Source organism: Candidatus Dormiibacterota bacterium (assembly GCA_035532835.1).
GTDB lineage: Bacteria > Vulcanimicrobiota > Vulcanimicrobiia > Vulcanimicrobiales > Vulcanimicrobiaceae > DAHUXY01.
In genome coordinates this window covers 45,840-67,434 of sequence record DATKQG010000008.1, presented here as the reverse complement: position 1 = coordinate 67,434, position 21,595 = coordinate 45,840, and the positions used below count along the sequence as shown (strand labels likewise).

The window sequence follows — 21,595 nt, the reverse complement described above, 5'->3', positions numbered from 1 at the left end:
CAGCGTCGATGCGCTGCCCGTTGCATACTCAACCTCATAGAGGCCCGGAATCGCCTGGCTCGTGGAGCTGCTCGGCTGCGTAAATGCGTGCCGCTCGTTCTGAGCGGTCCCGAGCATCTGCGGCGCCGCCGTCCCCGAAGTTGGGCAGGTATAGGCCGATGGATTCGGCGGCGGTGGCGTGGCCGTCGGCACCACGACCGGGGTCGAGGTGATCACGGGAGTCGGGTTTCCACCGCCTCCTCCGCCGCCGCATGCGGAAACGAGCATCGCCGTAGCGGCAAAGAGCAGGGCCTTCGGGGCTAAGCGCAGTCGATTCACTCAGATACCTTCATCAAAGCGGTGAGGGTCTTTGGGCTGGTAACGTAATAGGATTATCGGTCGATTCGGGTCCGGATGCAGAATCACTCTCTTAACCATCTCCACACGATTCCCAGGGCCATCGTCGTCGCTCGGCGCTGGATGGCCTCGCGGTCGCCTCGGAAGTCGAATTTCCAGGCCATCGCTCGCCCCCCGCTCTCGGCCAGCGCGAACCACACCAACCCCACCGGCTTCTCCGGCGAACCGCCGTCGGGGCCGGCGATGCCGGTGGTCGCCACGGCGATGTCCGCGTCCAAACGAGCGAGCGCTCCGCGCGCCATTTCCAGCGCCGTCTCCTCGCTGACCGCGCCGAATGATGCCAGCGTGGTCTCGAGAACGCCGAGCTGCCGCGTCTTCACCGCATTGTCATAGGCGACGATGCCGCCGAGGTAGGTCTGCGATGCGCCCGGCGTTCGCGTCAGCGCCGCCGCGATGCGCCCTCCGGTGCACGATTCCGCGCTCGCCGCGTGCCAACCGCGCGCCCGCAGCATCGCGTGAATCGCCTCTTCCACCGTCGCCGCATCGGTCCCGTAAACGTGGCCGCTCAAGCGCGCGACGATATCCGCTTCCAGCGGCGCAATCGCAACGTCGGCATCGCGGCGTGAGGGCGCCTTGGCCATAATCTTCACATCGCATTGCCCTTCGTGCGCTAGGACCGCGATCTTGGGGTTCTCTTGCGAACGGAACAGGTCGGCGATGCGATGATCGATCTCCGATTCGCCCAGGTTGATCGTGTGAATCACCCGGGTGTAGATGGCGTCGCGCACCGCAAAGCGCTCGCGCAGGAACGGGATCAGCAGCTCTTCCAGCATCGGTTTCATCTCGCGTGGAACGCCGGGCATACAGGCGACGAACTTGCCGTCGCGGTTAAAGGCTACGAAGCCGGGAGCCGTGCCGCGCGGGTTGGTCAGCACGTGCGAACCGCGCGGGAGTTCGGCCTGCTTCACGTTATTTTCGCGCATCTCGCGGCCGATCGCCGCAAAAAACGCACGCATCTGCTCCAGCGCCGGCGCATTGAGCTCGGTATCGAGCCCGAGTGCGTCGCACACCGCTTCCTTGGTGAGATCGTCCACCGTCGGCCCGAGCCCGCCCGTAGTGACGACGCCGCCGGCGCGAGCGAGCGACGCCCGAATCGCTTCCGCGATTCGCGCGCGATTGTCGCCGACCGCGTGCGTTCCGTAGACGTCGATACCCGCGTCGGCTAAATGGCGCGCGACGAAGGTGGTGTTGGTATCCTGCAGCTGCCCCAGCAGTAACTCGGTTCCCACCGCGATCAACTCAACGCTCGTCACGTTCCGCCTTCTCGATCGCCGCGGGGAGCTGCGTTCGCTCGCGCTCTAGAAACCACTCGGGATACGTGAATGCGAGCTTGGCCGTAAAGCCGGTCGCGGCGTCGATCATCGCCTTGCGCCGAATGCCGGTGTCATTCGCGTCCGGGTGCTTGCGTTTGATGCGCGTCTTTTGCGATGAAAGGCAAGCGATAAAACGCTCGAACGTCGCGTCCATCGCGCCTTGCAAGGCCTCCTTTAACGCTTTGCCCACGCGCGGTGCTTGGCCCGTCGTGGAGATCGCGATGCGTACGGGGCCGGATTTCGCAATCGCCGCCATCGCCACAAAGCCGTAGGCCGGCTGATCGATGCAGCAGAGTAAGAATTTGTGACGATCTGCGAGGGTACGCAGGCGCCGCGAAAGCGCCTCGTCTTGCGGCGTGGAGATCACGAAGAACGCATCGACGATATCTTCATCGCGTAGCGCCGCGAGATCGCTGAGCCAACGAACGTTCGCACCCGCTTCCTCCAGCCCGGCGGCTTTATCGATCGCCTCGCGGTCGTCGCGTTCGCCGATGACGACGCACGTGCGGCCGGCGAGATTCAAGCTAACCGGGTAAAAGACGTTCATGGGGTCTTAGAAATCGACCGGACGCAGATAGAATTCGTTGATAGCGGTGTTGGTCAACATCGCGGTCGTCGGGAGATGGCGCTTCCAATGCGTGCCGTCCACGCGTTTGCGGACGAGCGAGACTTCATCCGGCGAAAACCCGCGATCTACGAGTTGCGCATCGTTGTAGCCGAGCAATAGTTGCGCCAGAATCGCGTCCGCGCGAACGTACGTGATGCCCAGATCCCCTTCGTCGGTTTGGTTGGCCTCCAAGTCCGCGCTGGGCGCTTTCTCCACCAGCGCCGCCGGTACGCCGAGATAGCGCGCGAGCGCCCACACTTGCGACTTGAAGAGGTCGCCGAGCGGGTTGACCGGCGGCGTATCGTCGGCATGCCAAGTAAAATATCCAAGGAGGCGTTCGGTTTTGTTTCCCGTGCCGATGGGGAGCGCTTCCAGTTTCGCGGATTGGTCGAAGAGTACGAGCATCCGCGTGCGCGCCATCACGTTGCCGCGCCGCCGCGCGTCGGCGCCGGGTTCGAACTGCAGGTAGCCGTCCACGGCCGCGGTGATTTCGATCGTGCGTTCGTGGATGCCGAGCGCATCGACGACGCTCTGCGCGTCGGTTAGGCTCGCGGCGCTCGAGGTCGCGTACGGCATGCGAATCGCGTACACGTTCTGCGGCCCGAGCGCTCGCGCGCATAGGTATGCGGTTACCGCGGAATCGACGCCGCCCGAAAGGCCGATCACCGCACGCGCGATCCCCCGCCGCGTCTGCAATTCGTCTCGCAAGAACGCGACGAGCCATTCCGTCGCGAGCGCCGGGTTGATGCCGGGCGGCTGCAGCGCGTTCTCGCGCGGGGCCTCAATGACCGGCAGCATCGGTGCCCCGCCGGGGGAGCGGCAGTTCGTCGTCGAGCAACAAATCGGGAAGCACTGCGGCCAGATCGCCTAAGAGCGGTAATCCGGCCCGGGCTAAATCGATCTCGCGCAGGTCCAGAACGGCGCGCAGAATACAACTCTGCGTGGCCGGAGCGCTCACGATGGTCTCTCCGCGCGGATCGATGATGCACGACGAACCGGTCATGCCTTTGCCGCCCTCGAAGCCCGTCAAGCCGGCGTAGATGATATAGACGCCGTGCTCGCTCGCGGTCGTTTGCAGAATCTCTCGCCACCGTGTGACCGAGGTCAATTCGCCTTCGCCCTCGATGCCGCGACCCGGCGCCGCACTCGGAACGATCAACACGCGCGCGCCCTTGAGGGCGGCGACGGTCGGCACCAACGAATGCCAGATGTCTTCGCAAATCAGCATCGCCGTCCGCGCAAAACCGGTCTCGAACGTCTGCATGCGTCGCCCGCGCGAAAGGAACCGCTGCTCGTCGAAGACGCCGTACGTGGGCAAGAACATCTTGCGATGCACGTGGAGGATGCGCTCGCTCTGCGGTTCCACCCGCACGTACAACGCGCTATTGTAAAACGTCCCGGCGTCGTTCTCAAAGAACCCGCTCGCGATATCGACGGCGGTCGTACCGCCCGCTTTGCGCCAAGCACCCGCGAGATCGCTCGCAAATCGTTGCGAGGTCAGCGCGAGATCGTACACGGCGCCTTCGAGAAAGTATCCGGTGCAGGCGGCTTCCGGCAGCACGATCAGCTCGGGTGGATCGCCGACTAATTGGGAGAAGGCTTCAACGACGGCGGCGAGGTTTTGCTCGTAACGGCCTTTGAGCGGCTTGGTTTGGAGAATGGCAACGCGCAACTGCGGCGCGTCGGCTGCGATGCTAACCGGCGGTTCCACTAACGGCTACCTCCGGGTCCACCTCGCCGGCTTGCGCGGCGCCGATCCGCGCGGCGCACTCTTCGGCCGGGTAGGTCCAAATCTCGGCGAGCGTCGGATGCAGGTGGGGAATGCGCATGAACTGTTGCACGGTGGCATTGAAGCTCATCGCGACGATCACTTCGTGAATCAATTCGGAGCCCTGCGGGCCGATCACGGCCGCGCCCAAGATACGGCCGCTCTGCGGATCGGCCATCATCTTCACGAACCCGTGCGTCTTGTTCAGACACTGCGCTTTGCCGTGTTCGGCGAAATCGTAGCGCCCGGCGACGTACGGAATGCCGTCGCGTTTGAGGCGTTTTTCGTTCATGCCCACAACGCCGATTTGCGGATCGCTAAAGATGGTATGGGCGGCGACGACCGAGTAGTCCGCCGCTTCGCTGTGGTTGCCGATGGCGTTACGCGCCGCAATCTCGCCTTGATAGATCGCCACGTGGACGAGCGGATAGTCGCCGGTTACATCGCCGACGGCGAAGATCGACGGATTGCTGGTGCGCAGCGTTGCGTCCACGTCGATGCCGGTAATCGGATGGTAGTTGACGTCGGCCAGTTCGAGCCCTAGGCCCTCGACGTTCGGAACCCGCCCCAGCGCGTAAAAAATCTCCTCGGCGGCCACTTCGGCGGCGACGCCGTCGGCTTCGATATGCACCACCTTGCTGCCGTCGCGCCGCTCGACCCGCATGACGCGCGCGTGGTCGACCACGGTGATGCCTTCGTCACGATAGTACAGCGTGAGCGCGTTGCCGACATCGTCGTCCTGATCGGTGAGCAGATGCCCGCTGCGAATCACCATCGTCGTCTTGGCGCCCATTCGCGCGAGAAACTGCCCGAGTTCGCAGGCGGTGTACCCGCCGCCGAGCACGATCGCCGATTTGGGAATACGCTCGAGCTCGAGGACGGCATCCGAATCCAGATAGCCCGTTTCGCGCAAGCCCGGAATCACCGCGGGAGAGACGCTGCTACCGGTCGCGACGATGAAACTCGTTGCTTCCAGCACGATATCGTCGCCGACGTGCAATTCGTGCGCCGAATGAAAGCGCGCCCGCCCCACGTGCAGCGGAAACGTGTTAATACCCTCGATGCGATACTCGGCGAAGTCTTTGACCAGCGCGCGCTTGCGCTGTGCGACGAACCGCATATCGAGCCGCAAGCTGCCGACGTGTACGCCCAGGCCCGCCGCCTCCCGCGCGTCGTGGGCGGCATCGCTGGACGCGAGAAGCGCTTTGCTGGGCATGCATCCGCGCAGGATGCACAGCCCGCCGAGCGGGCCTTCGTCAACCAGCGCGACGCTCGCGCCGAGATCGCGCGCCGTCCGAGCGGCCGCGTACCCGCCGGAGCCGGCTCCGACGATAACCAGGTCGTACCGATGTCGTTCCATGTATTTCTTTTCGAGGAGAGCGGCCGGCGCAGCCGATGCTAGCGCGGCCGAGCCCCAAGCCGATGAACCGACTCAATGAAGCGAACGGTTCCATTCGAGTGGACCAAAATCGAGTGCGTCCGCGCGTGATTGCCGAAAAAGCGTACCCCACGCACCAAATCGCCGTCCGTGATGCCGCTCGCGCAGAAGATCACGTTATCGCTCTTCACCAGATCGTCGATGAGCAGCAAGCGGTTCAAATCGCCGAAGCCCATCGCGGTCGCCCGATCGGCCTCCTCTTGGTGGCGCGGCTGCAAGCGACCCATGAAATTGCCGCCCAAGCACTTGATGGCGGCGGCCGCAAGGACGCCTTCGGGCGCTCCGCCGGTGCCCATCGCCACGTGAATGCCGGTCGATTCGATGGCCGTCGCAATGCAGGCGTCCACATCGCCGTCCGAGATCAGCTTAATCCGGGCGCCCGCCTCGCGCACCTCGCGGATGAGGTCAGCGTGGCGCGGACGGTCCAGAATCACGACGCAGACGTCGCTGATGGGTTTTTCGAGGGCGTTCGCCACGGCATCGAGGTTCTCGCGCACGGAGGCATCGAGGTGCACGTACGGGGCCGCCTTGGGGCCTACGGCGAGCTTCTTCATATAGGAATCGGGCGCATGGAGCAGCCCCCCGCGCTCGGCGATGGCCATCACCGCGATCGAGTTCGGCAGGCCGTTGGCGACCAAATTCGTGCCCTCGACCGGATCGACCGCGATATCGACCGGCGTCCCGCCCCGCCCAAGCTCCTCGCCGATGAAGAGCATCGGCGCCTCGTCGCGCTCGCCTTCGCCGATCACGATGCGCCCGGCGATATCCATCTGCCCGAGCGCTTCGCGCATTTTTTCGACGGCGGCGCCATCGGCGGCATCGCGCTCGCCGCGCCCCATCCAGCGCGAAGCGGCCAGCGCGGCGCTCTCGGTTACGGTGACAAAATCGAGACTATTGACCATGGTCACCATGGCTACAAGGCAAGCGGCGCTTTTCCTTGCAGGGCAAGCCTCGCTTGCGGTACGGGAGTCGTGCAACGCCCCGTATAAGTTTTGCGGCCGTGTCCGCTCACGTTCACGCGCCTCCTCGCGCGCGCCCAGTCACCATCGGCGATTTTCTCGCAGGTGGCCCCACCCCGCTCGTCGCCGTCCTCATCGCGGGATTCACGATCGGCTTCTTCGCGTGGTATACACTCCTAGTTCCCCACCACGACGCGATCATTTCGGAGCTCGGCTTGTTCGTCTGCACGCTCGGGGGCGCCGCAATCGCGGCGTGGCTCTGGTTCGCGTACGCGCAGTATTTTTCGCGACGGGCCGGTTCGACGTTCGCGCGCTCGCTTCGCTACGACGCGCTCACGTGGGTGCCGTTCGTCCTGCTATGGCTGAGCTTCATTCTGCAACCGGAGCAGACGCACGGCAGCCGACTGTTCGTCGTTTGCGTAGCGCTTTTCTGTTTGGGTAAGGTCGCGATCGCCGCGCGCTTCAATCAGACGGTGCGCGAGGTGCTGCTCGATTTCGTCGCCACCCGTATCGCCATCATCGTCATCGCCGAACTTGCGGCCGTCATTATCGGACAGCGTGCCGGCACGCACGTGGAAGAATCTTCGCACATCCTGCTCGCGGTGTGGGGCCGGTGGGATGCGGTGCACTATCTCGATATCGCGACCCACGGCTACCAAGGCACCGACATGGCCTTCTTCCCGCTCTACCCGTTGCTCATCAAGCTCCTGGGTTCGCTGGTCGGCAACCATCTCATAGCCGGGCTGCTCATCTCCAACGCGTCGCTCTTCTTCGGCTTACTCTTTCTCTACAAGCTGCTCGAGCACGAGTACGACCGGCCGGTAGCGCGCCGCGCCATCTTTTACGTCTCGATCTTTCCCTCAGCGATCTTCTTCTCGGCCGTCTATACCGAGTCGCTGTTCTTCATGCTCACGGTCGCGTCGTTCTACTATTTGCGCTCGCATCGTTGGTGGATCGGCGGGGCGGTCGGGTTCTTTGCCGCGATGACCCGCGTCGAAGGCGTGCTCCTGGTCGTACCGTTCTTCATCGAGTGGCTCTCGACGTTCAAAGGCGACTACGCTCGCGGCCTCAAGAATCTCTACGCCGTGGGGTTGGTGCCCCTGGGCCTCTTTGTGTACATGGCGTATCTGTGGGTGTTGCGCGCCGATCCGCTCTACTTCTCCCACGTGCAGATCCATTGGAACCGGCACTTCGCGCCGCCCTGGGTGAGCTTCTACAACTCCATCCATCAGATTCTCACCGCGACGCAGGCCCAGACCGTCGCCAATCAAGCGCTCGAGATCGCCTTCACGGTCTTGATGATCGCCGTGCTCGTCGGCGGCTGGCGCCGGCTGCGCCCGTCGTATATCGCGTATATGGGGCTTTCGATCCTCATTCCGATGTCGACGTCGAGCCTTATGAGCATGCCGCGCTTCGCGCTGGTGCTTTTCCCGATGTTCGCGATCCTTGCACGCTGGGGCGACAAACCTTGGATCAACAACCTCATCGTCGCGTTCTCGCTCCCGCTCTTAGGGCTTTTCACCGTCCTCTTTGCAGATTGGTACTGGGTTGCATAACGGTTTAACGGCGATCGCGCAACGGCGCGGCGTTCGCCAGTTCGTCAAATTCGGGATCGTCGGCGCGTCCGGGTTCATCGTCAATTTGATCGCTTTCACGCTGTTGCAGCGGGTCGTGCCGAACCACGATCAAGCCTTACAATACAACGTGATCTACTCGATCGCGTTCCTCGCCGGCGGCGTTTCCAACTATTTCCTCAACCGCATCTGGACGTTCCGATCGACCGGCCACGCGGTGCGCGAGGGAGCGCAGTTCATGAGCGTTTCGCTCATCGCGCTGGTCGTCGGCCTGCTGGTATCGGCCCTAGTGGGGCCCTACCTCGGGCACGGGCACAGAACGTGGTTTATCGCGACGGTCGCCGGCATTTTCGTCAACTTCTTCCTGAATAAATTTTGGACGTTCAAACACGCGAGCTAAGGTGGTGGAGCCTGGGCCTCTTTGCGATCGTCCTGTTGGCGATCGGACTGCGGCTCCACGGCATCCACAACCCCATTCTCGACCACCCGAATTGGCGGCAGGGCGACACGGCCAGCATCGCGCGCAATTTCGCCCGGCTCAATTACAATATTCTCTATCCGCAGACGAATTACGACGGTCCGCCGCCCAACTACGTGGAGCTGGAGCTGCAGATCGTTCCGTTTCTCGCGGCCTCACTCTATAAAATCTTCGGCGTCCACGCGATCTTCGGGCGGCTGATCAGCCTCGCATTCAGCGTGGGGTGCGTCGCCGTCGTCGGCCTGTTCGCGCGCTGGCTCTTTCGCAGCTCGCTTGCCGGATTGATTGCCGCATTCTTCTTTGCCGTCTTTCCAGGAAGCGTTTATTACGGGCGCACGTTCACGCCCGATACGACGATGGTCTTCTTCCTCACGGCCGCACTCTATGCGACGAGCCGATTACTGCTCGAGGACGAGACGCTCGCACCCCGGCCGCTGGCCCGCGCGGCGGCCCTGGTCGTCTTTGCCTACCTCGCCAAGCCCGTCTCGGTGGCAGGCATCGTGCCGATCCTGGGCGTTACGTGGGAGCGGTTGCGTTTGGGGAAACCGACCCGCCCGACCGCACTGCTCGTACTCTTGGTCGTACCGCTGATCATCCTCGCGCTTTACACGCAGCGCGTGAACGCGCATGCGGAATGGCATTGGGCCAGCGCCATCACCACGCTCCACGTGATTCCGGCGCTCAAAGCCACGCTGACCACCGGCAGCGGTTTTGCGCTGAAGTGGTCGCAGTTCGTCACCGTCATCGGGATGCTGCGCGATACGATGTTGGGATCGGTTGCGTTTTTACTGACGATTGCGGGCTTCATCGCGCTGCCGTGGTTGCAGGCACGCAGCAAGGCGCTGCTGTGGGGCTGGCTCGTCGGCGGCCTCGCGTACACCTACGTCGTGGTAACGGTCGAGCGCGTCGATTACTACATGTATCTCTTGCTCCCGCTGTGCGCGCTCGTCATCGGCGGTGCGCTCTCGGGCTTTCTCGACGCTCTCCGCAACGTTTCGATGGAGCGGCTGCCGCGCTACGCAGCCGCGGCGCTGGTGCCGGTCGCCGCGCTCGCTTCGCTCGTGCAAGGCCGCGCCGCCGTCGCGCCCTACTATCGTTACAGCGCGCCGGCTTACCACAATGCCGTGATCCTGAGCAAGGCGCTCGCTCCGAAGGCGTTGGTCGTGATGGGGCATTACGGGCCCGACGTGCTCTACTACATCGACCGCTACGGCTGGGAGGAAGACCCGGCGCTCTGGACGCCGTTCGATGAAGAAAGCGCCATCCGTAAAGGCGCGCGCTACTTTATCTCGGTCGAGGACCACCGCCTGCGCGCGAATGCCGATCTCTGCGCGTGGTTACAGCGCTTTCCCCTATTGCAGACCACGGCGACGTGGCCCGTCTACGTTACCGACCCGGCGAAAGAGTTGCCGGGGGGCGAGGCATTTTGGCGGGCATACCGTACGGCGAGCGCGCGGGGAGCGGGGCGGGCATTTCTCACCGCTCACCATCGTTGCATGACACGCATGTGAAGATGCCCGCCGCTCTTGGCGCCGGCATCTTCACATGCGTCCGAAGTCTCCTCCGGTTAACGGTGAGTGGTTACTCGTAAGCCGCCGTTAAAGGCGGCGCGCGCTGACCACGCTTTTCGTCAAATTAGGCACGAGCCTATTCTGTCTCAGAGTTGGCGTTAAATATCGGGGAATACCCCTTCATTTCATATTCGACAATCGAGAGAATCCCCGCCGGGATAACTTTCATGTATGGGTAGACCTCTGCCGATTTGACGTGAAATAACACCATGGCATTGTGACATACCGAGAACGTTACGCCTTGCTCGTGTAGAGCACTCAATAGCGGCGCCCAACCGCCGTATTTCTGATTGAAGGCACTCGCAACCCATACGGCCTTGCTATAAAAAACGAAATGTACTTTATAGCTATAGCCCTTTGATTTAAGATACTTAATCACCAACGCCGCATTGATTAGCGATTCCTTGAGTTGCGGCCCGGGTTGGCCGACGGCAAAGAGGATCTTGACGGGTTGGTGTTCCTTAAAGTAGCCCCCGTAAGACAGCCCCGGTTTAATCGGGATATTCGGTACGTTTGGGAAAGTAACGCCATCCGCGAGGCTCGATTGCCAGGATAGCAAAAACAAAAGCGCGACCGCGATAACACTTTTTTTCACAAATATGTCCTCTCAAAACTGCAGTGGATTGTAGAGGTGCGTCCAAGAAGGGGAGGCGATGTCCCAAGCCAACAGACCGGCGTTCATTGGGCCGGTTCGGTCGTAGGTATCCCGGGGCAGCCCGATCGCCTAGACGAACCGATCGGGAGCCGCGGAATGATGAAATGCCGGTAAGGGGAGTGAGCGCTAGCTCCGAGCGTAAGTGAATCCGGCTTGCTGCAGCGCAACCAACTCGCCGACAACATCGCTGGTGAGGATCACGCCGGGAATCAGATGATCGGTAAGTTCGGCGGCCAGCTCTTCCTGCGACAGCTTGTCGGGGTTGTGCCCTTTTTCGCGCAGGTGCATGCTTAATTCCCAGATGCCGTCGTGACATGCCATGAATACGACGCCGCGTTTCTGCAGAACTGTGACGCTATTAGCTTTCCCCGAAAAGGCCCCGACCGGGTTTTGGTAGTCGGCGGGATCGGCGTGGGCGGCCGCCGGAATGTCGATGAACGTATTGGTCTTAAATTTCCCTTTGGTCAACTTGGAAAAGTCATATTTTGCCCAGATCGATTGATCGAACAGCGCAAGGCCGGCCGGACCATGGGTGACCGACACAATGAGAAAATGAGGGTGCTTGAACGACCAAATTTGGGAGTTGAGCGAAAGCCGCATAAGATTGAGCCACGGCCCAGACAGATCGGTATTGTCCCAGACCTGTTTTGGACCGCCTGAATAATTCAGGACTTCTTGCAGGGCTTGGTTATCCCATTGATCCGGGTTGGTTAAGATCATCGGAACGGTCTTAAAATCGCGCCGTCGCGGTGCCTTAGCTAATTTTTCGCTCAGGGTCGCAAGGGTGGCAGCCCCCGTCGGTAACAGCGTCGCAGGCTCGCCGCTCGCGCCGGCAGCTTTCGCTGCACCCGTGCCGCGAACCGCAAGGCCGGCAACCCCAGCCAACGCTGCGCCATGAATAATACTACGTCTTGTAAAAAGGCGATTTTCCATCGTGCTCTCTCCTATTTAGCCCGTGTGGAATATGCTATGCCTCGTTCATTGACCGTAAACCGCTCTTCCAAGCACTTCGGCAACTACGATCGTCATCGTTCGATGAGTTTGAAGAGCGAGGCAAGTAGGCGGTCGGATTACGCTAGTCTTGCCTGCTTCCTTCCCGCTTGCGCGCTCGACGAGCGCAAACCGAAATATACGAATTTCGATATTTCCTATCGAGTATTTCGATGACGCTCCGTGCTACGACCGAAGGATTTACAAGACGTTACCGACCCGGCGAAAGAGTTGCCGGGGGGCGAGGCATTTTGGCGGGCATACCGTACGGCGAGCGCGCGGGGAGCGGGGCGGGCATTTCTGAACGCTCGGCATCGATGTGTGCAAACGTCTCCAGCGCTTGCGAAAACGCTTCCGACTTCACACTAACCACGCCCCGGTACGGAAAATCCAAACTCAGGGTGAGATAGAGCACTAGGCCGATGATTGCGGCCAGGGCGGCGATCATCAGGCGCTGCATCAGCGCGCTGCTAAAGCCGAAGAGGAGTGCGAATCCAACCGTCACCACGCCACCCAGCATCAGCGTCCACCACATGACCGGGCGCAGGCCGCTCGCATCCATGAATATCCGCTGATCGCGGTCCGCGAGGGCCGCTTCCGCGGAGGCGAGCATCTGCGCCTGAGCGTTCTGCTGAAGGCCGTTTCGCACCGGAAGATGCCGCACCGTCGCATCGATTCGTTCGATCTGGCGATCCGCCAGGGCGCTCTCGGAACCGTGCTGCATCAGCGGCCATTCGCCGTTAACGACGGTCTCGATATAGCTGCGCAACTGGTCGCGCAGGTGCGGCCCCGCCGAGAACGCGTCGGCATCGCGGTAGATCGTCGCGAGCTGCCCCGCTTCGCTATACGTACGCACCTCAGCTTGATCGAAACGCTCCCACACGCCGATGGCGACGAAGCCCAACAACACCGCATACACCACGCCGATGACGGCGAGAATAAAGCCGGCTAGCTCGTTGTGTGCGAGCAGGACGTCGCGGTTCACATAGCGGCGCACCACTTCGGCCGCGAGGAGGGCTAACGCGACCGCGCCCCCGACGATGAGCAGGCCTCCTAGAACCGGATGCCATGCAACCATCCCGCCTACATCCATGCGCTTACGGGAGTGGTAGCAACGATGCGCCGCTTGCAGAGCTGGTCGCATGCGCCGACTCCGGAACACCCGATTCGACTAACTGACGGTAGACGATCAGACGGTTCGTGTCTTTGGCCACATCGAGTTGCAACTCGTAGCTCTGCTTGATCGCTTTGGTGAGTTGCTCCGCATCGTAGGTGTAGCTGAAACTGCGCAGGCTCGCCATGATCGCCTTATTCGAAACGTCGATCTCGGCGTACGCGCGCTGCAGTTGGAGCCCGGCTTCGCGATAGGTCGGATAATTCGAAATCACGATCTCGCGCTTGAGCTTGGCTTGATCGATCGAGGTGCGCAAAGCCGAAAGGCGCACCGACGACGGATCGCTCTTGAGCCCTTCGTTGATGATGGTCAGCGCGGTATCGAATTGGCCTTTGGCATACTCGGCCTGGGCGTAGTCGCCGGCGGCTTGCACGAACCCGGTGCGGGCGGCTTCGTCGGCCGGATCGACGCGTAGCGCCAGGCGATACGAAAGCTCGGCATCGGCAAGGTTTCCGCGTTCGAGCGCGACGTCGCCCTGGTGGACGCGCGTCTGCACGATCCAACGCTCGATCGGTCCCGCGCAGCCGGTCAAAGCCAGCGTCCCGAGAAGCCCAAGAATGGCAAGCGGCCGAAATTTAAAGATGTACATGCCCCGCAAACCGTGCGACGTATTCGATGACGACGGCCGCCGGATAGAAGATCAACTGCGAGAGCAGCGACCCGACGATGGCCGTCACCGCAAGATAGAACACCATGGACCGAACCTCCTCGATGGTTCGCTTACCGTGGATAGCCTGGTCGGTAATCATCGAAGACGTGGGGTCGACGAAGAGCGTGAAACAGATAGTGCCGATCCCGTTAATGACGCCCGAGAGGCTGATGGCCGTCCGCGCGACGTGGATGTCCAAGACCGACGCCAGGAACGACGCCTGCACGCCGATCGCATAGACGCCCATCACCAGGGTATTGAAGATCAGCAGGCGGCGCGGGAGGATGCGCCACGAGAAAGACCGGATTTGCGCGAGCGACGGAAGCCGCTGCGAGCGAAACACGTCCCGCAAGTTCGAAGGCTTGAAGAGTTGCGCGAGCGCGTGCGGCACCGAGCCGCGAGCTTCGAACGAGTGGACGCCGCGCCGGAACAGATAGGTAAACATCGGCAACAACAGCGCCGAGAAGAGCATGCCGAGCGTGCCGGCAAGCACGATCAATCGCAGTTGCACTTCGAACGTGTGCTGCCAGGCCGCCGAGAGAGCGGGGTCGCTCTGGAACTTCACGACCGCGTTCCCGGCCGCGTCCGAAAGCGGCCCGATGAAAAACACCATGAACAGGTTCGCGAGCCGTGAGGTCGTGACGAACAGATTGAAGAGCGAGATCGACGTTGCGATCCGTTTCGTCTGGACGCCCGCCAGTCGAGCCGCATAGGCGCCGATGGTGAGGCCTTGGACGATGAACGTGATGGCCATGGCGCCGATCAGTCGCCCGGACCATAGGACCGGGGCCAGCGCGTGCGGGTCGGGGCTAGGCGGCGTCACGATTCCATGCAATCGCCGATTCGTCCACGGGACCCAAGATGCACAATCCGAGCTTGTCGTCGGTCAGCAGCTCGGCCGCGAGGGCTTGAATCTCTTCGGCTTGCACCGCTTCAACGCGCTCCTCGATCTCCTCCGGCGTTACTTGCCGGCCGAGTACGAAATCGTTTCGGCCCAAGCGCAACATCCGGCTCGAGGTCGACTCGAGCGAGAGCGTCAGGCTCCCTTTGATGTGCTCTTTTGCAAGCCGGAGCTCGCCGTCGCTCACGCGGACGTCACGGAGCAACGCGAACTGCTCGGCGATGACATCGACGCACGGCTGCACGTTCTCCGGCGAGGTTCCCGCATAGACGCCGAAGAGTCCCGCGGCGCGGTAGCCGGCTTGGAACGTGTACACCGTGTAGACCAAGCCGCGCTTCTCGCGAATCTCCTGGAAGAGCCGGCTCGACATCCCGCCGCCCAAGATCGTATCCAATACCGAGAGCACGTACCGGCGATCGTCGCGTACGCTCAATCCCTGCGCTCCCACGACGACGTAGGCTTGTTCGCTCTCTTTGTGCCGGACGAGTTTCGAGGGGCGAGCGATCGGCGCGTCGGCCCGCGGCAGCTCGCACGCTCCGGCGAATCCGGTGAACTGCCGGTTCACCATATCGACGAACGCATCGTGGTCGATATTGCCGGCCGCGGCCACAATCACCGAATTGGGAGCGTAGCGAAGGCGCATGTGTTCGCGTAAATCACCGGAGGTGGCCGCGGTAACCGTGGACGCGAAGCCGATCGTCGGATCGCCCAGATCCGAGCCGCCCCACATCGTCTGCAGGAAGAGATCGTGGATCAACTCATCGGGCGAGTCGTCGTACATCTTGATCTCTTCGAGCACGACCTTCTGCTCTTTGGCGAGTTCCTGCGGATCGAAGGTGGAGTGCAAAAACATATCGGAGAGGACGTCGACCGCGAGCGGTACGTGACGATCCATAACCTTCGCGTAGTAACAGGTCGTCTCTTTATCGGTGAAGGCGTTGAGATTACCGCCCACGCCGTCCATCGCTTCGGCGATCTCGCGCGCGCTGCGCGTATCGGTGCCCTTAAAGAGCATGTGTTCGATCAGGTGCGAGATGCCGCGCTGTTCCCGCGATTCGCTCGACGAGCCGACGTCGGCCCAAATGCCGATACTCGCCGAGCGCACCGCAGGCATGGCTTCCGTAATGATGCGAAGACCCGACGGCAGGGTCGTTTTCCGATACATTATGTCCCCTGTTTGAAAGCGGTCTTGGCCCATTCCTGGTCCCAGAACACGCCGTCACCCCGATCGATTCGCTGCACGAGCTTGGCCGTACTCTCACCGCGTCTGGCCGAAATGGTGAACACGTTCCGCCAAGCGGGTTTAGCCAGATCGCCGCTCACGATCTCGCCTTTGAAGACCGGTATCGGCACGTCGGCCCAGAGATCGACTTCGCCGGCCTGCGGCGCGGCCGCAAACGAACGCCGGACCAAATCGACGATCTCCGCGACGAACTGCGCCCGCGTGATGGCCGCGTGAAACTTGACGCCTGAGAGCGCCAAACCGATCACCGTGTGGCCGTCGGCCGAATTTGCCGAAACGTGGATAACCTGCGCGTTCCACGTGGTCCGAAAGATTGAGTCGCCGACGCGCTGCGCGAGGTCGATCCGATTGCCGCTCGCTCGCGAGTGGGCATCCAGATCGGCCACCGAGGGCATCTGCGCGCGCGCGACCGTTGCGGTCATCGCGAGCACGCCGAGGAACGCGACGATCTGTTTAATACGATTAATACGACTGGGCAAAATACGCTCGTACCTTTGCTGGTTCGCCGCACGCAACGCATGCGGTGGGTCCGCCCTCGAGGGGCCGCGTGTTCCGGCTGGTCGCACCCGTCTCAGCCTTGACGTACTCTTCGCATGCCGCACGTGCGCACCATGCGATATCGATCATGCCGGCGCGCGAGCGGCACTTCGCGAAAAACTCCGCACCGTCATCGACGACGAAGGTGTGGCCGGTAAGAAATGCGCTGGCCTGGTCGTAGAGCGAGCGCTGGATGTCTTCGAGCAGCGCGCGCAGTTGCGGCGCCAGCGCGTCGAGCATCACGCTCTGCTTATGATCGGCATCGCCTTTGTTGCGATCCCGTCGCACCAGCATAACGCTGCCGCCGTCGACGTCGCGCGGGCCGATCTCAATCCGCACCGGCACGCCGCGAACGTCCCATTCGGCATACTTCCAACCGGGCTGCTGATCGCGGTCGTCGACGCGAACGCGGAATCCGGCCTGCGTCAAGGTTTTCGCGGTCGCGTGGGCGGCCGCTACCGCGCGGTCGTCGCCCGAGCGCACGATCGGTACCAGGACCGCCTCGATGGGAGCCATTTTCGGCGGAATCCGCAAACCGCGATCGTCGCCGTGCGTCATGATCATCGCCCCGAGCATCCGCCACGACATGCCCCACGAGGTGGTATAGACGTGCTTGATCTGTTGATCGGCATCGGAGAACGTGATGTCGTAGGCCTTGGCAAAATTCTGTCCGAGATCGTGCGAGGTCGCCGATTGCAGCGCCTTGCCGTCGGGCATCAGCGCCTCGATCGAATACGTCTCGACCGCACCCGGAAAGCGTTCGTTCGCGCTCTTAACGCCCGGGTACACCGGCACTGCGACAACCTCGCGAGCGAATTGCGTGTAGACGTCGAGCATGCGCAGCGTCTCTTCGCGCGCCTCTTGGGCGGTCGCATGCGCGGTGTGGCCCTCTTGCCACAAGAACTCCATCGTGCGCAGGAACGGACGCGTGGCCTTCTCCCAGCGCAGCACGTTGGCCCATTGATTGATGAGGATCGGCAGATCGCGGTACGACTCGATCCACTGCGCGTACATCACCCCGATAATCACCTCGGAGGTGGGGCGAATCGCCAGCCGTTCGGTGAGCTTTTCCGTTCCGCCATGTGTAACCCAAGCGACCTCGGGGGCAAACCCCTCAACGTGGTCGGCTTCCTTCATCAACAAGCTTTCGGGAATCAGCAGCGGGAAGTAGGCGTTCTCGTGGCCGGTCGCTTTAAAGCGCGCGTCGAGATCCTTCTGCAGGTTCTCCCACAGTCCGTAGCCGTACGGACGCAATACCACGCAGCCGCGCACCGGCGAGTACGATGTGAGCTGCGCTTTGAGGCAGACCGCCGTATACCAAGCGGAGAGATCCGCGGCTTTAGGCGGAATCTCTTTCACGACGGGTTGAAGTTCTGATCCCTGGGACATGACCCGCCCGGGTTCTCGCGCGGTACCGGCGAAACCTCGCCGGTATGCCCAAGCTCACCCGAATCTACACGCGTACCGGCGATAACGGCACCACCGGCTTGGTCGGCGGCCAGCGCGTTAAAAAGAACGCGCTTCGCATCGAAACCTATGGAACGGTCGACGAGCTCTCGAGCGCGATCGGCCTGGCTCGCACGCAGATGCGCCCCCTGCTTGCCACCCATCGCCGCGCCCAGCGGCTCGATGCTTGGCTGGCCTGGACGCAAGACATGCTCTTCAACCTCGGGAGCGATCTTGCCACAATGCCGAAAGATCGCTGGGAGGGTATGCCGCTGGTCGAGCGGCAGGACGTCCAGGCGCTCGAACGCGCGATCGACGAAGCGCAGATCGATCTCGAACCGCTGGCGAACTTCATCCATCCGGGCGGCTCACCCACCGGAGCCTTTCTCCACCTCGCGCGAACGATCGCGCGACGGGCGGAGCGACTGCTCGTGACGCTGATGGAACACGACGACGGCGTATCGGTCACCACGCTTGAGTACCTGAATCGCCTCTCGGATGCGCTCTTTGTCTGGTCGCGCTGGATCAATGCGGAGTTGCGCGAACCGGAGTATCTCTGGAACGCCGCCACGGCGCCGCCGGCCGCGCTGGGTTAGGAAAGCAGTAACGCCCCGCTGCGCAAGCCGAAGCGCAGCAGCGCCGCGAGCGTGACCGCATCGGAAATGTCGCCGCGCAGGGCGCGATCGAACGCGGCGGCGCGGCTCATCCGCACGGGCGAGATCGATTCCACGTCTTCCTGTGCCCCCGAGCACGCCGAGAGATCGCGCGCGACGAACAGCGCGACCGGATGCGCGACGATCGACGGGAGTTCGTACACCTCGCCGAGCGACTCCCAGATACCGCCCTGCAGCCCGAGCTCTTCGCGCAATTCTCGCCGCGCGCACGCCAGCGCCGATTCGCCCGCTTCGGCACCGCCTTTGACGATCTCAACGGTCGTTTTTTGGGCGGCGAAGCGCGGCTGCCGGGCAAAGACCAGCTCCTCGCCGTCCAGGACCACCACCGCGCTCGCCGCGGGCGTGACGATCGCAACGTGCTCCCCCGCCACGCCGCTCGGATGCACGATCTCGTGCACCTCCACACTGATCCAGCGATTGCGATAGGCCTCGCGCGAACGCAGGCGACGGTAAGCATCCATGCCTGCGAGGTTCCGGGGGGACGGGCCGCCCATCCTTGCGAACGGTCGCGGAATGTCGTTCGTCTCCCAACTGTTCGCTACAACGAATGTCGATAAGCTACGCGAGCTCGGCTCTCGACGCATCCTCAAGCGCGCGCTCACGGCCAAGGATCTGATTGCAATCGGCCTGGGCACGATGATCGGCGGCGGAATCTTCACCACCATCGGTACCGGCGTCAAAGGCGCGGGGCCGGCGGTCATCATCTCGTACCTGCTCGCCGGCCTCACGTCGTTCTTTGCGGCGCTCTGCTATGCGGAACTCGGTGCGATGGTTCCCGTCGCCGGCAGCGCCTACACCTATGCGTACGCGACGATGGGCAAGCTGTTTGCCTGGATCATCGGCTTCGCGCTGATTTTCGAATACGGCATCAGCGCCGCGCCGGTAGCGCAGCAGTTTTCGGCCGCCATCCAAGACGTGTTCAAATCGATCGGCGTGTCGTTACCGGCGTGGGCGCAGCAATCGAACTTGATTATCCACGGCCCGTGGTGGCAACTCGGCAGCTGGGACCTGCTGCACTCGCAGTACGACGTCGTCGGAGCGTTGTTCGTTCTCGGGCTCTCAGCATTGCTATCGGTGGGCATTCGCGAATCCGCTACGACCAACAACATCTTCGTCGTGCTCAAAATATCGGCGTTGATCGTGTTCGTCATCGCCGGCCTTTGGCTCTTTAAGGCGGCTCATTTCGTGAGCGGCCCGCCGCAAACGTGGTGGAACCAACTCTCTCCACATGGCTGGGGCGCGCTCAAGCCGTTCGGCGGTGCGGTTGAATCGGCGCAGCCATACGGCATCGTAGCAATCGGCGCGTACGTCTTTTTCAGCTACATCGGCTTCGACACGGCAACGACCACCGCCGAAGAGTGTAAAAACCCACAGCGCGACGTTCCCATGGGCGTCATCGGCGCGCTCGCGATCGGCACGGTGATTTATTGCGCGACTGCGCTCGTGCTCATCGGCGCGCTGCCTTGGAGCCAGGTCCCGATCAAAAATCCCCTGGTCTACGCGCTCGCCCCTCTCCACATGCCGATTCTCAATTGGGTCATCACCATGGGCGTATTGGCGGGGACGACCAGCGTCGCGCTGAGTTCGTTACTCGGACAATCGCGTATTTTCTACGTGATGGCGCGCGATAAGATGCTGCCTCCGGTGGTGGCGATCATCCACCCCAAGTATCAAACGCCGATCGTGACCACCATGTCCACTGGCGTCGTCGTCGCGATCCTCACGCTCATCGTGCCGCTCAACAGCCTGCTGAACCTAGTGAACATCGGGACGCTGATCGCGTTCACGGTCGTGTGCGCCGGCGTGCTGTATTTACGCAAACGCAAGCCGAATATTCCGCGAACGTTTCGGGTTCCGTTCGTGCCGCTCTTCCCGATCTTGGGCATCGTATTTTCGCTCTTCCTAGCGGTATTCGGCCTCTCGCGCACGACCTGGGTGTGGTTCCTGATCGCGCTGGTCATCGGCCTGATCTTCTTCTTTAGCTACGGCTTTCACAAATCCAATCCCGACGACGTCGTCCCGGTCGAAGAGCCCGAAGGCATCAGCGAATTCGCTCCCTAAACGGTTGCGCTATGCCATGGTAATTCGCCGATCAGTTCGTCCAGCGGAACGAAGTGAGCGCGCAGAAGATCCTCTAAGAGATCTCGAGTCTCTTGCGAGAAAGCTTCGAGCGCCCTCCCGTTCGTACCGACGTTGCCGCGAGTTCTGCCCGACATCGCATTCGAATCCAGGACTGCAGACAGGCGCGCGCGATCGACGCTCCCGGCGATGGTCGCGATCGTCTCCGTAAAATAGGCCAGCGGATCGCTTGCGAGCAACTCGTAACGAGCGATCGGAATCCCTTGCTCCTTCCAGCCGAGATAGAAACTGACATACCACGGCGCGGCATAACGGATCAAAAATTGATAGCGGCGTTGATCCGGCATCGCGAGGTAAGCGGCGTCGACCGAATACATCAGGAAATGTTGAGCGACGCCTTCTCTGCGAACGTGATCGTCCAGCGACACAATCGTGTCCGCAAGATTACGCCACGTCACGACGACCGAGATACGTTCGTTTCGGATCGCGGCGAGATTTGGAGCGTATGGGCGCATGTGCCGCTGCAGTACGTACGACCGGCCGCGCAGTCGATCGACGACGTTGGCATCCAGGTTGTGTTCCCATTGCCAATGCATACCTGCGACGTGCGGCTCGTCGAGTTCGAAATACTTTTGTAGAATCATCGACGTGTACGTAGATCCGCTTTTCGGGGCCGCCGCGACGAGGATCCGCGACGCGAGGCCTCCGGTATACGCGACGACGCGGATGGGCAGGGGCTTCGCGTCGTACACCTCTCCGGCTTCGTCGAAGAACCTAAACGTAAACTCATGCTCGCCGATTCCGCATGCTTTGCTCGGAATCTCAAAGGCGAAGCCGCATCGTTCCAGCGCATCGTGCCCGAAGTGCTTGGCGATATCGGGACGCGATACCACCGTAGCTTCGACGGGAAAGAAGCCGTCGACGAGACCGGTCACCTTGCGCGCGACGCGCGCATTTTCGGGGTCCGCAAGCCACCCTGAAATCACGATCGTCTGTCCAGGTGCCACGACCCCGTATTCCACATCGGGCGCATGTACGTCGCCGGCGCGGTCGATATAAATCAGAAAGCTCATGCACTCATAGCGCGACGAATCGCTTTCCTGCAACAAGAGTGAACCCGCCTGTGACACTTTTACATTCTGC

At 62.1% G+C, this 21,595-nt stretch carries 22 protein-coding genes; 5 read left to right on the top strand and 17 right to left on the bottom strand.

Translation table 11 applies throughout. The features are described 5' to 3' along the window. From VMW12_00595 to glpX, 7 genes are all read right to left on the bottom strand, one after another. Positions 1–318 (bottom strand): hypothetical protein (locus VMW12_00595; protein HUZ48216.1); only part of this gene is annotated, 318 nt, incomplete at its 3' end. An 83-nt stretch (positions 319–401) separates the two neighbouring features. After that, positions 402–1,649: a competence/damage-inducible protein A gene (locus tag VMW12_00590; GenBank protein ID HUZ48215.1), complete on the bottom strand. Its 1,248-nt coding sequence runs from the start codon at positions 1,647–1,649 to the stop codon at positions 402–404. Next, positions 1,636–2,256 (bottom strand): NAD(P)-dependent oxidoreductase, encoded by a 621-nt coding sequence (locus VMW12_00585; protein ID HUZ48214.1) that lies wholly within the window; start codon positions 2,254–2,256, stop codon positions 1,636–1,638. Before VMW12_00585 ends, VMW12_00590 begins: the two co-directional genes overlap by 14 nt. Before the next feature lie 6 nt (positions 2,257–2,262). Beyond that, positions 2,263–3,114, bottom strand: a complete 852-nt coding sequence (locus VMW12_00580) for an NAD+ synthase (protein ID HUZ48213.1) — start codon at positions 3,112–3,114, stop codon at positions 2,263–2,265. Further along, positions 3,098–4,027 carry a nitrilase-related carbon-nitrogen hydrolase gene (locus tag VMW12_00575; protein ID HUZ48212.1) on the bottom strand — a complete coding sequence of 310 codons (930 nt, stop codon included), beginning with the start codon at positions 4,025–4,027 and terminating at the stop codon, positions 3,098–3,100. The genes VMW12_00580 and VMW12_00575 overlap by 17 nt, the downstream gene beginning before the upstream one ends. Further along, entirely contained in the window at positions 4,011–5,444 is a 1,434-nt protein-coding gene (locus tag VMW12_00570; protein HUZ48211.1) for a dihydrolipoyl dehydrogenase, read from the bottom strand. Before VMW12_00570 ends, VMW12_00575 begins: the two co-directional genes overlap by 17 nt. A 38-nt stretch (positions 5,445–5,482) precedes the next feature. Further along, positions 5,483–6,424 carry a class II fructose-bisphosphatase gene (gene glpX / locus VMW12_00565; GenBank protein ID HUZ48210.1) on the bottom strand — a complete coding sequence of 314 codons (942 nt, stop codon included), beginning with the start codon at positions 6,422–6,424 and terminating at the stop codon, positions 5,483–5,485. Between the two features lie 98 nt (positions 6,425–6,522). Here glpX and VMW12_00560 point away from each other — a divergent pair, with 98 nt between their 5' ends. Genes VMW12_00560 through VMW12_00550 form a run of 3 tightly spaced genes read left to right on the top strand, consistent with a single transcriptional unit; the run spans position 6,523 to position 10,044 of the window. Then, the gene (locus tag VMW12_00560) at positions 6,523–8,037 is read left to right on the top strand and encodes a mannosyltransferase family protein (protein HUZ48209.1); all 1,515 of its coding nucleotides are present in this window, start codon (positions 6,523–6,525) and stop codon (positions 8,035–8,037) included. Beyond that, positions 8,030–8,455: a GtrA family protein gene (locus VMW12_00555; protein HUZ48208.1), complete on the top strand. Its 426-nt coding sequence runs from the start codon at positions 8,030–8,032 to the stop codon at positions 8,453–8,455. The genes VMW12_00560 and VMW12_00555 overlap by 8 nt, the downstream gene beginning before the upstream one ends. Beyond that, positions 8,431–10,044, top strand: coding sequence for a glycosyltransferase family 39 protein (locus tag VMW12_00550; GenBank protein HUZ48207.1), 1,614 nt, complete (start codon positions 8,431–8,433; stop codon positions 10,042–10,044). Before VMW12_00555 ends, VMW12_00550 begins: the two co-directional genes overlap by 25 nt. A 136-nt stretch (positions 10,045–10,180) precedes the next feature. Here the strand turns inward: VMW12_00550 and VMW12_00545 are convergent, their stop codons facing one another. From VMW12_00545 to proS, 8 genes are all read right to left on the bottom strand, one after another. Then, on the bottom strand, positions 10,181–10,699 hold the full coding sequence (locus tag VMW12_00545; GenBank protein ID HUZ48206.1) for a DsrE family protein: 519 nt from the start codon (positions 10,697–10,699) through the stop codon (positions 10,181–10,183). A gap of 186 nt (positions 10,700–10,885) precedes the next feature. After that, positions 10,886–11,692 (bottom strand): transcriptional initiation protein Tat, encoded by an 807-nt coding sequence (locus VMW12_00540; protein ID HUZ48205.1) that lies wholly within the window; start codon positions 11,690–11,692, stop codon positions 10,886–10,888. 268 nt (positions 11,693–11,960) lie between these two features. Next, a complete protein-coding gene (locus VMW12_00535; protein HUZ48204.1) occupies positions 11,961–12,842 on the bottom strand; it encodes a hypothetical protein in 882 nt (293 codons plus the stop codon). A gap of 4 nt (positions 12,843–12,846) precedes the next feature. Next, on the bottom strand, positions 12,847–13,512 hold the full coding sequence (locus VMW12_00530; GenBank protein ID HUZ48203.1) for a hypothetical protein: 666 nt from the start codon (positions 13,510–13,512) through the stop codon (positions 12,847–12,849). Beyond that, on the bottom strand, positions 13,499–14,395 hold the full coding sequence (locus tag VMW12_00525; protein HUZ48202.1) for a DUF2837 family protein: 897 nt from the start codon (positions 14,393–14,395) through the stop codon (positions 13,499–13,501). Before VMW12_00525 ends, VMW12_00530 begins: the two co-directional genes overlap by 14 nt. Next, positions 14,382–15,638, bottom strand: a complete 1,257-nt coding sequence (locus VMW12_00520) for a pitrilysin family protein (protein HUZ48201.1) — start codon at positions 15,636–15,638, stop codon at positions 14,382–14,384. Before VMW12_00520 ends, VMW12_00525 begins: the two co-directional genes overlap by 14 nt. Then, entirely contained in the window at positions 15,638–16,195 is a 558-nt protein-coding gene (locus VMW12_00515; protein ID HUZ48200.1) for a hypothetical protein, read from the bottom strand. Before VMW12_00515 ends, VMW12_00520 begins: the two co-directional genes overlap by 1 nt. Beyond that, a complete protein-coding gene (gene proS / locus VMW12_00510; protein HUZ48199.1) occupies positions 16,179–17,642 on the bottom strand; it encodes a proline--tRNA ligase in 1,464 nt (487 codons plus the stop codon). Before proS ends, VMW12_00515 begins: the two co-directional genes overlap by 17 nt. A 44-nt stretch (positions 17,643–17,686) precedes the next feature. Between proS and VMW12_00505 the strand changes: the two genes are divergently transcribed. Continuing rightward, the gene (locus VMW12_00505; GenBank protein HUZ48198.1) at positions 17,687–18,295 is read left to right on the top strand and encodes a cob(I)yrinic acid a,c-diamide adenosyltransferase; all 609 of its coding nucleotides are present in this window, start codon (positions 17,687–17,689) and stop codon (positions 18,293–18,295) included. On the opposite strand, the gene VMW12_00500 is transcribed toward VMW12_00505, so the two are convergent. Beyond that, positions 18,292–18,834 carry an NUDIX hydrolase gene (locus VMW12_00500; protein HUZ48197.1) on the bottom strand — a complete coding sequence of 181 codons (543 nt, stop codon included), beginning with the start codon at positions 18,832–18,834 and terminating at the stop codon, positions 18,292–18,294. The two genes, VMW12_00505 and VMW12_00500, sit on opposite strands and share 4 nt — an antisense overlap. A gap of 52 nt (positions 18,835–18,886) precedes the next feature. Here VMW12_00500 and VMW12_00495 point away from each other — a divergent pair, with 52 nt between their 5' ends. Next, complete coding sequence (locus VMW12_00495) at positions 18,887–20,434, top strand: amino acid permease (protein ID HUZ48196.1); 1,548 nt, start codon at positions 18,887–18,889, stop codon at positions 20,432–20,434. On the opposite strand, the gene VMW12_00490 is transcribed toward VMW12_00495, so the two are convergent. Next, positions 20,431–21,525, bottom strand: a complete 1,095-nt coding sequence (locus tag VMW12_00490; GenBank protein ID HUZ48195.1) for a hypothetical protein — start codon at positions 21,523–21,525, stop codon at positions 20,431–20,433. The genes VMW12_00495 and VMW12_00490 overlap by 4 nt on opposite strands. Positions 21,526–21,595 lie beyond the last annotated feature (70 nt).

Excerpts from the sequence above, each read along its gene's own strand:
- VMW12_00585 (HUZ48214.1), bottom strand. The coding sequence starts at position 2,256 with ATGAACGTCTTTTACCCGGTTAGCTTGAATCTCGCCGGCCGCACGTGC.
- VMW12_00580 (HUZ48213.1), bottom strand. The coding sequence starts at position 3,114 with ATGCTGCCGGTCATTGAGGCCCCGCGCGAGAACGCGCTGCAGCCGCCC.
- VMW12_00570 (HUZ48211.1), bottom strand. The coding sequence starts at position 5,444 with ATGGAACGACATCGGTACGACCTGGTTATCGTCGGAGCCGGCTCCGGC.
- glpX (HUZ48210.1), bottom strand. The coding sequence starts at position 6,424 with ATGGTCAATAGTCTCGATTTTGTCACCGTAACCGAGAGCGCCGCGCTG.
- VMW12_00540 (HUZ48205.1), bottom strand. The coding sequence starts at position 11,692 with ATGGAAAATCGCCTTTTTACAAGACGTAGTATTATTCATGGCGCAGCG.
- VMW12_00535 (HUZ48204.1), bottom strand. The coding sequence starts at position 12,842 with ATGGATGTAGGCGGGATGGTTGCATGGCATCCGGTTCTAGGAGGCCTG.
- VMW12_00530 (HUZ48203.1), bottom strand. The coding sequence starts at position 13,512 with ATGTACATCTTTAAATTTCGGCCGCTTGCCATTCTTGGGCTTCTCGGG.
- VMW12_00520 (HUZ48201.1), bottom strand. The coding sequence starts at position 15,638 with ATGTATCGGAAAACGACCCTGCCGTCGGGTCTTCGCATCATTACGGAA.
- proS (HUZ48199.1), bottom strand. The coding sequence starts at position 17,642 with ATGTCCCAGGGATCAGAACTTCAACCCGTCGTGAAAGAGATTCCGCCT.
- VMW12_00505 (HUZ48198.1), top strand. The coding sequence starts at position 17,687 with ATGCCCAAGCTCACCCGAATCTACACGCGTACCGGCGATAACGGCACC.
- VMW12_00500 (HUZ48197.1), bottom strand. The coding sequence starts at position 18,834 with ATGGATGCTTACCGTCGCCTGCGTTCGCGCGAGGCCTATCGCAATCGC.
- VMW12_00495 (HUZ48196.1), top strand. The coding sequence starts at position 18,887 with ATGTCGTTCGTCTCCCAACTGTTCGCTACAACGAATGTCGATAAGCTA.
- VMW12_00490 (HUZ48195.1), bottom strand. The coding sequence starts at position 21,525 with ATGAGCTTTCTGATTTATATCGACCGCGCCGGCGACGTACATGCGCCC.